At 34.1% G+C, this 13,905-nt stretch carries 13 protein-coding genes; 7 read left to right on the plus strand and 6 right to left on the minus strand.

Annotation, left to right across the window (positions count from 1 at the left end):
• The first annotated feature begins 47 nt into the window (after positions 1-47).
• On the plus strand, positions 48-1,178 hold the full coding sequence (locus B5X62_RS01355; protein ID WP_079665588.1) for an alpha/beta hydrolase: 1,131 nt from the start codon (positions 48-50) through the stop codon (positions 1,176-1,178).
• Positions 1,179-1,293: 115 nt separating this feature from the next.
• On the plus strand, positions 1,294-3,645 hold the full coding sequence (locus B5X62_RS01360; protein WP_079665589.1) for a TonB-dependent receptor domain-containing protein: 2,352 nt from the start codon (positions 1,294-1,296) through the stop codon (positions 3,643-3,645).
• Between the two features lie 92 nt (positions 3,646-3,737).
• Here the strand turns inward: B5X62_RS01360 and B5X62_RS01365 are convergent, their stop codons facing one another.
• The 4 genes from B5X62_RS01365 to B5X62_RS01380 all read right to left on the minus strand — a co-directional run bounded on the left by B5X62_RS01365 (position 3,738) and on the right by B5X62_RS01380 (position 7,095).
• Positions 3,738-4,196 carry a hypothetical protein gene (locus B5X62_RS01365; protein ID WP_079665590.1) on the minus strand — a complete coding sequence of 153 codons (459 nt, stop codon included), beginning with the start codon at positions 4,194-4,196 and terminating at the stop codon, positions 3,738-3,740.
• A gap of 75 nt (positions 4,197-4,271) precedes the next feature.
• Positions 4,272-5,153: a DUF808 domain-containing protein gene (locus tag B5X62_RS01370; RefSeq protein ID WP_079665591.1), complete on the minus strand. Its 882-nt coding sequence runs from the start codon at positions 5,151-5,153 to the stop codon at positions 4,272-4,274.
• A gap of 80 nt (positions 5,154-5,233) precedes the next feature.
• Positions 5,234-6,265 (minus strand): threonine aldolase family protein, encoded by a 1,032-nt coding sequence (locus B5X62_RS01375; protein ID WP_079665592.1) that lies wholly within the window; start codon positions 6,263-6,265, stop codon positions 5,234-5,236.
• Between the two features lie 14 nt (positions 6,266-6,279).
• Positions 6,280-7,095 (minus strand): sulfurtransferase, encoded by an 816-nt coding sequence (locus B5X62_RS01380; protein WP_079665593.1) that lies wholly within the window; start codon positions 7,093-7,095, stop codon positions 6,280-6,282.
• Between the two features lie 141 nt (positions 7,096-7,236).
• Here B5X62_RS01380 and B5X62_RS01385 point away from each other — a divergent pair, with 141 nt between their 5' ends.
• Together B5X62_RS01385 and B5X62_RS01390 are read left to right on the plus strand one after the other, a co-directional pair.
• Positions 7,237-8,199, plus strand: coding sequence for an NAD-dependent epimerase/dehydratase family protein (locus tag B5X62_RS01385; protein ID WP_079665594.1), 963 nt, complete (start codon positions 7,237-7,239; stop codon positions 8,197-8,199).
• A gap of 21 nt (positions 8,200-8,220) precedes the next feature.
• Positions 8,221-8,976: a polysaccharide deacetylase family protein gene (locus tag B5X62_RS01390; protein ID WP_079665595.1), complete on the plus strand. Its 756-nt coding sequence runs from the start codon at positions 8,221-8,223 to the stop codon at positions 8,974-8,976.
• 75 nt (positions 8,977-9,051) lie between these two features.
• Here B5X62_RS01390 and B5X62_RS01395 read toward each other — a convergent pair whose 3' ends face one another.
• Together B5X62_RS01395 and B5X62_RS01400 are read right to left on the minus strand one after the other, a co-directional pair.
• A complete protein-coding gene (locus tag B5X62_RS01395) occupies positions 9,052-10,260 on the minus strand; it encodes a metallophosphoesterase (RefSeq protein ID WP_079665596.1) in 1,209 nt (402 codons plus the stop codon).
• Between the two features lie 95 nt (positions 10,261-10,355).
• On the minus strand, positions 10,356-11,435 hold the full coding sequence (locus B5X62_RS01400; protein WP_079665597.1) for a 3-oxoacyl-ACP synthase III family protein: 1,080 nt from the start codon (positions 11,433-11,435) through the stop codon (positions 10,356-10,358).
• Positions 11,436-11,638: 203 nt separating this feature from the next.
• Here B5X62_RS01400 and B5X62_RS01405 point away from each other — a divergent pair, with 203 nt between their 5' ends.
• Genes B5X62_RS01405 through porT form a run of 3 tightly spaced genes read left to right on the plus strand, consistent with a single transcriptional unit; the run spans position 11,639 to position 13,768 of the window.
• Positions 11,639-12,211, plus strand: a complete 573-nt coding sequence (locus B5X62_RS01405) for a hypothetical protein (protein WP_079665598.1) — start codon at positions 11,639-11,641, stop codon at positions 12,209-12,211.
• Positions 12,212-12,243: 32 nt separating this feature from the next.
• A complete protein-coding gene (ubiE, locus tag B5X62_RS01410) occupies positions 12,244-12,969 on the plus strand; it encodes a bifunctional demethylmenaquinone methyltransferase/2-methoxy-6-polyprenyl-1,4-benzoquinol methylase UbiE (protein ID WP_079665599.1) in 726 nt (241 codons plus the stop codon).
• A 4-nt stretch (positions 12,970-12,973) separates the two neighbouring features.
• Complete coding sequence (porT, locus tag B5X62_RS01415; protein ID WP_079665600.1) at positions 12,974-13,768, plus strand: type IX secretion/gliding motility protein PorT/SprT; 795 nt, start codon at positions 12,974-12,976, stop codon at positions 13,766-13,768.
• Positions 13,769-13,905 lie beyond the last annotated feature (137 nt).

The following is a 13,905-nucleotide window of genomic DNA, read 5'->3' on the forward strand; positions in this document are numbered from 1 at the left end:
AGGATTTTTTTTTGATTAAAAGTCAATAAATTTTCTAATTTTATTAAATGAAAAACTTTCTAATTCTTTTTCTTATGATGCTGTTTGGATTCACTGAGGCGCAAATTACAATTTTGGTGGAGAAATTACCCACCAATACAAGTCCTGAAACTCGTCTGTATTTGGCATCTTCACTTAATAATTGGAATCCAAAAGATGTAAATTTTGAATTAAAAAAGAATGCAGAAAATCAGTTTCAAATACAAATAAATGCAGATAAAGATTTTGATTTTAAGATCACACAAGGCAGTTGGGATTCCTCTGAAGCTAATAAGGATGGAAGTCCAATTGACAATCATAAAGTCAATATAAATACTGTTTCTTCTTTAAAAATCAATATCAAAAATTGGACTAGGCCACAAGAAAAACAACATAGTACAACTTCGAATGTTAAAATTTTGAGTGAAAATTTCAATATACCTCAACTTAAAACGACTCGTAGAATCTGGATTTATTTGCCTCCCAATTATGATTCGACATCAAAAAAATATCCTGTTATCTATATGCACGACGGACAAAATCTATTTGATAATGCCACAAGCTTTTCTGGAGAATGGGGCGTTGACGAAACAATGAATCAAATTTCTGAAAACCATCAACTCGACGCAATTATTATCGGGATCGATAATGGTGGCGACGCACGCTTAGACGAATATTCGCCTTGGAAAAACACCAAATACCAAAAAGGTGGTGAAGGAAATCAATACATCGATTTTATTACACAAACGCTAAAACCTTATATTGATAAACGTTATAGAACACTGCCGCAACCTAAAAATACAGCATTAATTGGAAGTTCGATGGGCGGATTAATTTCGCTTTATGGCGGCGTAAAATATCCAAAAATCTTTGGACGAATTGGGATTTTCAGCCCAGCTTTTTGGTTTGTAAGTAAAGATTTAAATTATTTTGTCAACAAAAATCGAAACAATTTGCGCCAATCAAAATTTTATTTTATTGCAGGACAAAATGAAGACGCGGGAATGCCTCAAGAAATCGAAAATATCAAAGATTTATTACTTCAAAAGAAAGTACCAGAACGAAACATTTCTGTAAAAATTGATGCCGACGGTACACATTCCGAAACCTATTGGCGCCGCGAATTTGGGAACGCCGTATTGTGGTTGTTGCGAAGATAAAATTCAAAAGCACAAACAACTCAATTACAACAACTTACAATTTAATTTAAAAATAATTACCTTTTTGATGTAACAGAAAATCCTTCTGCTTTGTTATACCTATAAAATTAGTGTTATGAAAAAAGCAAGTTTCTTGTTAATCAATTTATTCGGTATTTTAACTTTTGGACAAAAAATAGAAGGCAAAATAACTGATACCAATAATACCAATCTTTCGTACGTTGAAATTGTGGCAACACAAAAGGATAAAAAATACTCGAGCATAAGTACTGAAAATGGAAATTTTGTACTTCAACTTCCCGAAAACGGAACTTACAAACTAGAAATTTTTAAAGACCAAAAAAGTATTTTTAATGAAGAAATCCAAGTGCAAGGGACACTTCTTAAAAATATACAAACAACATCGCAACCCACAGCAGAAAAGCAAATCGAAGGCGTAACTGTTGTTGCATCTAGCAAAAAATTGGTAGAGCGAAAAGTTGATCGCTTGGTTTTTAATGTTGAAAATTCTGTAGCGTCGCAAGGTGTTGACGCTGTCGAAGCTTTGTCCAAAACGCCAATGTTGCGCACAACCGACGACGCCATAAGCATTGCGGGAAAAAGCAGCGTTGCAATTATGGTCAACGACCGCCTTCTGAATTTGTCAGGTGAAGAATTGATCAATTATCTTAAAAATCTACGTTCTGATGACATTGCAAAAATCGAAGTGATAACAACGCCACCTGCAAAATATGCTGCGGAAGGCAAAAGTGGACTCATCAATATTATTCTGAAAAAGAATACAAACATCGGCTGGAATGCCTCTTTGCAAACTTCTGGTAACGTGAGTTCTGTCACAAGTTGGCGCGATGGTGCAACTTTTAATTATCAAGGAAAAAAACTTTCGGTGTCAACGTCTGGAAGTATGGGCGAAAATATTTGGAAGCAAAAAAACTATAATTATAGCATTGGTGAAGATCAATATTGGAATTCCGATGGAACCTATTGGGGAAATTATCGCTACAAAAATGCCAACATAAAAACGGAATACAAACTTAATGACAAAAATTTAATTGGTTTTAATTATAACTATTCATTTTCAAATCCTTACAACATTAGCAGAAATAATGTCAGAACTTTACAAAATGGAATTTCGACAGAATTTGCATCGCAAAATGTCAATCACAATCACAACAATAATCATTACGCAACAGCTTTCTACGACATCAAATTGGACAGCTTAGGTAGTAAATTAAGTTTTTCTGGAAATTTAATTTCTAATAAATTAGCGTTGATTAACAATGTTTCAACCTTTCAAAACACAGAAAAAGAAGGAGTTAACTACAACGATAACTTGTACAATGTTTACTCGGGACAAGTCGATCTCGAAAAGAATTTTTCAAAAATAAAAACCGAGTCAGGTCTTAAATATACCATGTTTAAAAATGAATCTACTGCTCAATTTTTTGATATTGAAAATGATGAAACTCTGTTAAATCCACAGCGAAGCAACGCCTTTATTTATCATGAAAAAAATTATGCAGCTTATATGTCATCAAGTTTTAAAATCGCTGAAAAATGGGATGCAAAATTAGGACTTAGATACGAATATACAGAGTTAGATGGCACTGCAAAATCTGACGGCGCAATGGTTAAATCGTCTTATGGAAAATTCTTCCCAACGGTTTATTTTAGCTACAAAGCGGACGATAACAACACGATGTCGCTTAACTATTCACGCAGAATTCGTCGTCCGTATTTTGGAAATCTTAATCCTTCAAAAGTCTACACTTCGGACTATGAATATTATGTAGGAAATCAGTTTTTGAAACCTTCTTTTTCGGATAATGTAGAATTGAGTTATGTTTTTAAAAACAACTTTACGACAACACTTTACTTTACGCATACATCCGATTCTTGGGATAGAATTCAGAAGATTGAAAACGGAAACAAATTCACGACCACAGAGAATTTCTTCACCGAAAATCAAACTGGGATGAGCCTTAACTACAGCTATAATCAATTACGATGGTTGGAGTCAAATATATTCTTAACGGGCTTCTACAACCAATCTACGAGTACCAGATCCGATGTCAATATTTTCCCAGCAAGTTTTGGCGCCAACCTTAATATCAACAATAGTTTTTATTTAAGAAAGGATAAAAACCTTGCATTTACGCTTGGTTATTGGATGGATTTGCCGAGTAAACAAGGCAATTCGGATATTGACTTTAGTAACAATTTATATGCAGGTTTAAAACTAAATTTACTACAAAAGAATCTTATGATCAACTTGAGTGTTAATGATATTTTTAACACACAAGCTTACAAAGGCCGCGAAACGTACTCGAATTTCACATCGAATTTTAAATACAAAGGTCTTTCTCAAAGCGCCAACCTTTCGGTGACTTACAAGTTCGGAAATAACAACATAAAAGGCGCAACCAAACAAACCAAATTTGAGGAACAAAGTCGCGTTGGCGGTTAAGAATTCATTTAATATTTACTCAAAAAAAATCGGCAGTGTTATTAGGAACTGTCGATTTTTGATTTTTTTAAATTTTGATAATTCTAACCTTTTTAACGGTATAATCTTATTTTATTTAACTCATTAGAACAATTTTTATTTACTTCTACATAAAACATTGTATCTTTTTTCAATACGAACCTTGTATCGATAAAAGCTTTGTACAAATTAGAAATAGTTTGTGGTTCGCAATCATCAAAAGTTGTATTGATTTTATCTTCAATTACAATATCAGCATGTTCGCAATATGTTCCAAAATTGACAACATACAAACATTCCTTGGGAGTTATCGAATTTAAAACCAAAGTATCTTTTACGACTTTCCATTTTCCTATCGAGAAAGACTCATTAAGATGACTTACTCCTTTATAATAAAACGTATTATCACCATTAATTTCTAAATACTCTTTGTTATATTCATTATTTTTAATCTTCCAATTTCCGATTATTTTATCTTGAATAATTGAATCAATTTCTTTTTTCTTACAACTATTAAAGGCAAAGATTAGCAAAAAACAATATGTTAGAGTTTTGTTTGACACGTATTATTTAATTGATTTGTTATTTACAACTCACTCATTTTAATTTTACGTCTTCTTCATCTTTTTTACGATTGTTTGAATTAAAGTAATTACCACAACCATCGCAGTTCCGACGATAATACCAAGTCCAGCTTCATTTATAATATCCGGAATATGTGGAAGATAATCGTGAAGATGATCTATATTATGCATAAAAATACCGCCCGAAACCAACAACAATGCAATCGTACCAACAACGCCCAAAACTTTAATAACAATCGGAAGAAGTTTCACCAAGAAATGTCCAATTTTTGAGAAAATTCCGCGGTCGTTAGATTTATCAATCAATCTAAAACCAGCGTCATCCATCCTAACAATTAGCGCAACAATCCCATAAACACCAACAGTTGCTAAAACTGATACTATACAAACTGTGATAATTTGGATATTAAGTGGTTGTTTAAGAACCGTACCCAAAGCAATAATCACAATCTCAATGGACAAAATAAAATCCGTTGTAATAGCAGCTTTTACTTTTGCTTTTTCCTGTTGTTCAGGAAGTTGATGCTCAAGAACTTCAGTAATATTATTACCCGTTTGTTCAATTTCTTTTTTATGAAACAAAAAATGGAAAATCTTTTCCATGCCTTCGAAGGCTAAATAACAACCGCCAGCAATCAAAACATATTTAATAACAACTGGGAAAAACGCGTTTAGCAAAAGTGCAACTGGCACAATCATTAATTTATTAAGAAAAGAACCTTTCGTAATCGCCCACAAAACTGGAATCTCGCGCGAAGACTGAAATCCTGTTGCTTTTTCGGCATTTACCGCAAGGTCGTCGCCCAAAATACCAGCGGTTTTTTGAGTTGCGACTTTACTCGCCACTGCGACATCGTCCATTAACGCTGCCAAATCATCTAAAATTGCAAAAATGCCTGAAGCCATAAATTGTTGTAAATTTTGTTGAACAAAAATATCAAAAGCTTAGAAAATATTAAACTTTGATTTGTATTTTTTTCTAAAAATTAATTCAAATTGTGGATGGCTGCAACAAATTCTTCAACTGCTTCGTCCGTCGTTGCCCATGAACAAATCAAACGTATCGCTGCGAAGTCCGAATCTATTTCTTTCCAAACATAAAAATCAAATTGGGTTTGTAAAACCTCAATATGTTCTTTTTTAAGAATCGGAAACATCTGATTACTAACTGAATCGGTCAAAAATCTAGTATTAATTTCGTCAAAAGCATTTTTAAGTTTTTGAGTTTGACGATTGGCGTGTTCTCCCAATTTCAAGTACAAATCGTCTTTCAATAATTCTAAAAACTGAATTCCCAACAATCGTCCCTTTGCCAACATCGCGCCTTTTTGTTTGATGAAATAAGGAAAATCTTCGCACAATTTTTCATTATTAAAAATAATAGCTTCACCGATTAAAGCACCGTTTTTTGTTCCACCAAAATAAAAAACATCACAATTTTTAGCAATAACTTCTAAACTTAAATCCGCTTCTGGAATCGCAATAGCTTGTGACAATCTTGCACCATCAATGAAAAACAAGAGATTTTTTGACTGACAAAATTGATACAAGTCTTCCAATTCAGATTTAGAATAATGTGTCCCAACTTCTGTCGTATTCGAGATATAAACCAATTTTGGTCTGACTTGATGCGGAATATTGAGATGCGTGTCTAATATTTTTTGAATGCCTTCTGTCGTTATTTTCCCATTGTCGGTCGGTATCAAATTAATCTTGTGACCAACCGCTTCGATAGCGCCAGTTTCGTTAGATTCGATGTGTCCAGTTTGCGCCGCGATAACGCTTTCAAAAGGTTTTAACAAAGAAGAAATCACCAACAAATTGGCTTGGGTACCGCCACTTACAAAGAAAATGCCTGCTTTTTCATTTTTAATTTTTGATCTTAAAATATCTTCAGCTTGCTTGCAATAATCGTCATGTCCGTAACCCAATTGCTGCACCGAATTGGTATCCACCAAAGCTTGCAAAATATTAGGATGACAAGCTTCGGAGTAATCGTTTTTAAAAAAATATTTCATTTAGAATCAATCAATTATAATTTATTTCGAGACCATTCGCTCCAAGAACCAACATACAAATTCGGAATTTCATAACCAGCTTCGCTCATCGCCAACAAAGTGTGACAAGCCGTTACACCAGAACCGCAATGCACAATAATTTGATTTTTAGAATGTTGATTAAAAATTTCTTCGTATTTTTTGTGAAGATCTTCCGACGTTTTGAAGTTTCCGTTATCGTCAAGATTCTCAGCAAACGGAATATTAATCGCATTCGGGATATGGCCAGCAACCAAATCGATTGGTTCTGTAATGCCCGAATATCTTTGGTTTTCGCGAACATCAATAATCACAAAATCTTTGTTTTGCGTTGCCTTTTCAACTTCATCAATTTTCATTGTTGGCAAAATCCAATCAGAACTTGGATAATCTGCTTTTTCATATTTAAAATCACCAGATTCCATTTCAATATTGTTGGCTTTTGCAGATTGAAGTCCGCCATCCAAAACTTGTACTTTCTCGTGACCAAGCGCTTTTAACATCCACCAAAATCTCGCCGCAGCATTGCCTCCGTTTTTATCATCATAAATCACAATATGCGAATTGAGATTTATTCCTAGATTCCCTAAAGTTTCGGCAAACTTTTCAGCACTTGGCAATGGATGTCTGCCACCAATTTTGAAATCGCCAATCTCCGCCAAATCATTATCCAAACTTACATAAGCGGCATTTTTCAGATGTTCATTTTTATAATTTTCAACCGCATTTGGCCCAGTTCTTACATCATAAATTCGGGTTTCGGGATTATCTTTTATTTTAATAAAATCTTGAAGTCTTAGGATAGGTTTCATTTCTTAAATTTTAATGAAACTAAGGTACTTAATAATTCTTGGGAATCGAAAATTTATCATCATAAAATCGTGGATAATTTCGATTAAAAATTTCGGTGAGCAGTTATTTTTTTTTAGTTTTGTATAACATAAAAAGTAATTATGAGTAGCCCTACAGAACGCATTCTTGTGACTGGTGCTTTGGGACAAATCGGCACCGAATTAACATTAAAATTAGTAGAACTTTACGGTAAAGAAAATGTGTTTGCATCTGGCCTTGACAAGTGGAAAGAAGGCATTACAGAAGCTGGACATTACGAAAGATTGGACGTTAGCAATTTTGATGCAATGACCAATTTTATCAAAGAACATAATATAACAACTGTTTATCATTTGGCTTCCCTACTTTCTGGGACGTCGGAAAAGCAACCTCTTTTCGCTTGGAAACTTAATCTAGAACCTCTTCTTCATCTTTGTGAGTTGGCAAAACAAGGCGTAATTAGCAAAATATTTTGGCCAAGTTCTATCGCTGTTTTTGGGAAAGGACTTCCTAAAGAAAATGTTGGGCAAGAAGTTGTGCTTAACCCGTCAACAGTCTATGGAATCTCAAAAATGGCTGGTGAAAAATGGTGCGAATATTATTTTGATAAATATGGTGTGGATGTGAGAAGTATCCGTTATCCCGGTCTTATCTCTTGGAAAGCGCCTGCTGGTGGAGGAACAACCGATTACGCGGTAGAAATTTTTTATGAAGCTGTAGAAAACGGAAACTACACAAGCTTCATCAAAGAAGATACAAAAATGCCAATGTTGTACATGGATGACGCCATTAATGCAACGATTAAATTGATGACTGCTCCAAAAGAAGATGTGAAAGTGAGAACGTCTTACAATCTTGGAGGCATGAGTTTTAATCCTAAAGAATTGGCTGAAGAAATCACAAAAATCATCCCAGATTTCACGATTAAATATGAGCCAGATTTCCGTCAAGCGATTGCGGACTCTTGGCCAGCAAGCATCGACGATTCTGTTGCAAAACAAGATTGGGGACTTAGCTACGATTTTGATATCAAAAAAATGTCGGAAGACATGATCAAAAATTTAAAAGTAAAATTGGCTAAATAGTCATAAAAATATGTTCTGAAGATGCTATTATTGAGTTTCAATCTTACAATTCCTTTTGGAGAAGATCGCGCCAATCCAAATTTGGACGACGAAACTTTGATAGCATCTTTGGAACAAAACCTTGAGATTATTCTTCAAAATCTTGAGATCTACTCCACTTTAGTGACTTTTTTTGTTGAAGTTAAAATTGCGGAACGACTTTCTAAAACTTTAAAAAAGCTAGCTTCTGCTGGACACGAAGTCGCCTTGTATAACATTTCGTCGTCAGTTGCAGATATCGAAATTGTCAAAAATAATCTCGAAGATCAGCTTCAAAAAAGTGTCCGTGGCCTTCGTCAAAAAATATTACGACTTCCAAATAAAGATATTAAAAACCTAGGTTTTTCGTACGTTTCGGATATTGAGCATTCTAATATTGGTTTCGTTTTTCGTCGTTTAAAAAAGGAAAAAACGCAGCTTTATTACGATGATAATCTTGTGATTGTCCCAGAAAGTTTGTCGCCTTATTCGCAATTGCCTTTCAACGATTATGTTTTCCAGATGACGCCTTTGCAGTTTTATGAAAATATGATTTTGGAAACGCTTCAAAACGAAGATTACGTCCAAATTTACATGAATGCTTGGCAGTTTTATGAAAAGGAAGATTTGCCTTACAAGTTTCCGTTTTATAAAAAATATAATCTTGGAAAAAAATTTGAGGACAAACTTATCGCTTTCTTAGAATTTGTCAACGAAAAAGAAATCGCAACGTCGAGAATGAAGGATTATTTGTTTTAAAATTTTGATTAATTAGAATAAAAAAGCCTTTCAGAGTTTGAAACTCTGAAAGGCTTCTATATATTTTAATAAGTTTTAACTCAACTCAAATAAGGTAATTTCTGGTAAAATCCCTACTCTTCCCGAATAGCCAATTACGCCAAAACCTCGATTAACATAGAGATATCGATCGTTGCTTTCATAAAGATCCATCCATTTTTTGTACTTATATTCGACTGGCGACCATTTAACATTTTTGAGATCAACACCGAATTGCATCCCATGCGTATGTCCTGACAATGTCAAATGCACAAAATTAGGATGATTTTTAACCGCATAATCAAAATGCGTTGGATCGTGCGACATCAAAATTTTAACAGAATCTTCTGGCACATTTTGCAAAGCTTTATCCAGATCTCCGTACTGTGGAAAAGGTTTTTCTCCCCAGTTTTCGACACCGAGAAGATAGATTTTTTCACCATTTTTATCGATGCTAAGATTTTCGTTTCGCAACATTCTAAAGCCAGCTTCTTTTTGAAATTTAATTAGATTCGGTACATTTTGACGCTCTTCTTCTTTAGAATTAAATTTTCCGTACATGCCGTAATCATGATTCCCAAGCACCGAAAACTTACCATCTTTAGCCTGAATAGATTTAAACAAATTAATAAACGGCTGAAATTCTTCCGCATAATTATTCACCATATCGCCCGTAAACAGGACTAAATCTGGTTTTTGCTGATTAATTAAATCAATCGCATGTTGCAATTTTGCAGGCTCTTGGAAAGTTCCGCTGTGGACATCTGAGATTTGTACAATTTTGTAACCTTTGAAGCTTTCGGGAAGACCTTTCAATTTTAATTTCACTTTACGAACGCGATGACGGTATTTTCCGAAAATCATCCCATCCAAAAATGCATAAGACATCAATCCTGCAGCGCCCAAACCTACCAAACTTACAAACTTCCTCCTGCTCGGCATTTGTGCAGAACTTGTCGAAGAAAGCGCCTGAAATCCATACCTTGACAATCTAACGATATCTTCTATTAATAAGAAAACAAAGGTTAAAAGTTTAGGCATAACAAACACCAAAATGAGTCCCATAATAATGTTGACTTGCATTGGGTTGCGATCTGTACGATCAAACTGGGTAACCAAATATATCAAAATTGCGTAGATAGCAACGGTGATAACCCAATATGCGCCACGCGCCCAAGGCTGACTAACGACAGTGCGAACAGCTTGGTAAATATAAAATTCGATGAGAATAAAGAAAACTATTATTCCCAAAATATTTTTCATCATTTAAAAACAATTTAAAAAAATGTGCAAAAAGAAAAAGCACAAAGTAAACCAAATTGTTACTTTGTGCCTTTTTGACTTATTTTTATTTAAATAAACTAAATTTTATCAGCTGGAAAACGATATACCACGCAATTGATGTTCATACCAGCGCCAACAGAAGTAAAAATAATATGACTTCCAGGCTTAAAGCTTTGTCCTTCCATTTTGCCTTTTCTGATTAAATCAAACATTGTCGGAACTGTTGCTACAGAAGAATTTCCGAACTTCTGAATCGTCATCGGCGAAATCGCATGATCATAATCTTTAATCCCATAAAGCTTGAACAATCTCGAAATCATTGCATAATCCATTTTAGCATTCGCTTGGTGAATTAAGATTTTATCAATGTCCGAAATATCTAAGTTAGCTTTATCGATTGTTTCTTTTATCGCATCAGGAACATTTTTAAGAGCATATTCGTAAATTTTACGACCACGCATTCTGATGTATAAGCGAGGCTCTTTATCTTCTAAATTTAATGATGGTCCATTTTCTAGATAGCATAATTCTTCGCCATTATCACAAATTGTAGAATCTGCGATGATACCAACATTTTCTTCGTCTGTTGTTGTTACTACGACTGCACCAGCGCCATCTGCAAAGATTAATTTGTTTCGGTCATAGTTATCTGTAACGCGGCTCAAAGTTTCGCCACCAACAACAAGTATATTTTTTGCACGACCAGATTTTAGTAAAACATCAGCCAAAATCAAAGCTTCTACCCAACCTGGACAACCGAAAATCATATCATAATTGATACATTTTCTGTTTTTGATGCCCAATTTATTTTTTAATCTAGCTGCTAAAGAAGGCATAAAATTCGGGATTCCTCTTTCGTCAACTTCACCAAAATTAGTTGCGTAGATAATGTAATCAATTTCTTCTTTATCAATACCCGCATCATCAATCGCTTGTAAAGAAGCGCGAAGTCCCAAATCCGAGTTATAATCACCTGCACTGATGTAACGTCTTTCTTCAATTTCTGTAATTTCTACAAATTTTTGAATGATTTCATCATTTGGTTTATCAATTTTTTCGTTGTTTTCGTCAAAAAAAACTGAGTCCATGAAGTGAGAACCGGTGATAACATTCTCTGGGATATAACATCCAGAGCCTATAATAACTGTATTTGGCATTGAAGATTTTTGAATAATTAAAAGAACAAAATTACATATTTTTTTGAATAAGAAGTCGAGATTTGTTAGAAAAGCTATGCACAATCACAGAGAAGTATCTACAACTATAAGTAATACGAAATTTATCATCTAAATTTCTTACAAATTATTACTAAATTTGCGCATTGTCTTTTTGAAAACTAATCAACAAGATAAATCTTAAAATGTTAAAGAACAACCCATCGCTAAAGGGGCTTTTGTTTGCTATTTTGGCAACAATTGCAGCTTTTGCAATTTATTTTATATTTCTAGCAAAACCAAATTATTATTTGGTGGACAATCCAACGCCCGACACATACTTCTTTAGTGTTAATAATGGAGAACAAAAGATTTTGTCATCTGGACAATACTTAAAAGTTGACCTTAATAAAGGGAAAAATAGCATTAAAGTTTTTGACCAAAACAAAAAAATGCTGTATGATTCTGCTTTTGATGTAAAGAACCAACGAGGATTAATCAATATTGCGCATAAGGATTATTATGTTTTCAAGCAGTTTTATGGTTACTTCCGCGACAAAGATTCTTTAATTATGGCGCAAGGAAGCATGAATATTGACGGTAAACCTTTTCTTGGTAACATCAAGAAAGAGAACAAATTGTATAGCGAAGATTTCTATTTTAATATCGATGAAGATTATAACAAAGTCATCAAAAATATTGACAAGGTAGAAAGCCGCACCAAAATCTTTAGAAAACAAGATTTTATTAATTATTACAACGAAAACTATAAGTTTTAATCAAATTTCACGTTTAATTATATATTTTTATTTTGGATCATAATAAAGTAACACCATATAACAGCGATAACAGCAAAAAAAGTCAAGTCGAAGACATGTTCGACAACATTGCACCAAAATATGACCTTCTTAATCATGTTTTATCAATGAAGATTGATGTGCTTTGGAGAAATACTTTGGTTAAATGGTTAAATAAAGACCAACCAAAAAGTGTTTTGGATGTTGCAACAGGAACGGGAGATCTTGCCATTGCAGTACAAAAAGGTACACAAGCGCAAGTGACAGGACTTGACCTTTCTCAACAAATGTTGAATGTTGGTATCGAAAAGGTGAAAAAGCAAAACCTGTCAGACAAAATAACGATGATAAAAGGCGATGCAGAACATCTACCTTTTGAGGACAATCATTTTGATGCGGTGACAGTAGCTTTTGGTGTTCGTAATTTTGAAAATCTTGAAAAAGGTTTAGCCCAATTAAAAAGAGTTGTGAAAAATAACAAAAGTGTTTATATATTAGAGTTTTCAAAAGTTGAAGGACTTATGGGACCACTTTATATGTTTTATTTTAAAAACATTTTGCCAGCCATTGGGAAGTTGGTGTCCAAAGATAACAGAGCTTACACCTATTTGCCAGACTCGGTTAATGCCTTCCCTTTTGGTGAAAAAATGAAAAATATATTGTTGCAAACAGGCTTTTCTAATGTAGAATATAAAAAACTAAGCTTAGGTATTGCAACTATTTATAAAGCCACAAAATAGTAAGATGATAAAACTGAAACTTAAACATCTTGTAGCCTTCGGACTCTTGTGCAGCTTCTCAGCTAATGCACAATTGACGGACATTTTCAGGAAAAAAGATAGATTAGATAACCTAGAAGATTTTGACACACAAAAATTCAGTTGGGGATTTTATCTTGCCGCGAATAATTTTGATTCAAAACTAGTTTTGGATCCGCATTACGGGATGAATGGTCAGCAAAGTCTTATCACCTCAAAACCTGGCTATAGCTTTGGTGCAGGACTTATTGGGAAGATGCGTCTTAACGAATATTTAGATCTTCGTATGGAACCTGGACTTCATTTTACTGAGAGAGAATATACTTTTAACACGCAAAGTAATGATCAATATTCAGGTGGCACAACACAATTTCCAGCTTTTACGCCAATCGGTCTAACAGATGTTGACAAGGTAAAAAGAGTAAAATCGACCTACCTTGACATTCCTATTATGTTAGAAATCCACGGTGACAGATGGTACAATACGCGTCCTTACGCTGCTGGAGGTGTCAATTATTTAATGAATTTACAATCCAACGAAACCAGTACAGAAGACAACTCTCGAAATATTTTCCGTTCTACAACGCATAATTTTGGTTGGACTGCGGAGATTGGGATGCAGATCTATTTCAGTCGTTTCAAACTGACGCCAGCTATACGTGGTACTTTCTTTATGAACAACGAAATTGTCGCAGATAATCCAGAAACGCCACCATATTGGGCGGCTGGCATTTCGACCATGCAAACACATGCTTTTATGTTTGTTCTTAAATTTGAATAAAAAATTTCTTAAAAACTATTGTTTTATTAAAAAACATTTTTACATTTGCCTTATGAATTTATCATTAAACAAAAACTGGTGGTGGTCTTCAAAATCTTGGTCAAGGTCTTGAAGCCATTCGGCTTTTTGTATAGTGT

It is taken from the genome of Soonwooa buanensis (genome assembly GCF_900167905.1).
Classification (GTDB): domain Bacteria; phylum Bacteroidota; class Bacteroidia; order Flavobacteriales; family Weeksellaceae; genus Soonwooa; species Soonwooa buanensis.

Coding starts and splice junctions, on each gene's coding strand:
- B5X62_RS01380 (WP_079665593.1), bottom strand. CDS start 7,095: ATGAAACCTATCCTAAGACTTCAAGATTTTATTAAAATAAAAGATAAT.
- B5X62_RS01405 (WP_079665598.1), top strand. CDS start 11,639: ATGTTAAAGAACAACCCATCGCTAAAGGGGCTTTTGTTTGCTATTTTG.
- B5X62_RS01385 (WP_079665594.1), top strand. CDS start 7,237: ATGAGTAGCCCTACAGAACGCATTCTTGTGACTGGTGCTTTGGGACAA.
- B5X62_RS01355 (WP_079665588.1), top strand. CDS start 48: ATGAAAAACTTTCTAATTCTTTTTCTTATGATGCTGTTTGGATTCACT.
- B5X62_RS01395 (WP_079665596.1), bottom strand. CDS start 10,260: ATGATGAAAAATATTTTGGGAATAATAGTTTTCTTTATTCTCATCGAA.
- B5X62_RS01400 (WP_079665597.1), bottom strand. CDS start 11,435: ATGCCAAATACAGTTATTATAGGCTCTGGATGTTATATCCCAGAGAAT.
- B5X62_RS01390 (WP_079665595.1), top strand. CDS start 8,221: ATGCTATTATTGAGTTTCAATCTTACAATTCCTTTTGGAGAAGATCGC.
- porT (WP_079665600.1), top strand. CDS start 12,974: ATGATAAAACTGAAACTTAAACATCTTGTAGCCTTCGGACTCTTGTGC.
- B5X62_RS01375 (WP_079665592.1), bottom strand. CDS start 6,265: ATGAAATATTTTTTTAAAAACGATTACTCCGAAGCTTGTCATCCTAAT.
- B5X62_RS01370 (WP_079665591.1), bottom strand. CDS start 5,153: ATGGCTTCAGGCATTTTTGCAATTTTAGATGATTTGGCAGCGTTAATG.
- B5X62_RS01360 (WP_079665589.1), top strand. CDS start 1,294: ATGAAAAAAGCAAGTTTCTTGTTAATCAATTTATTCGGTATTTTAACT.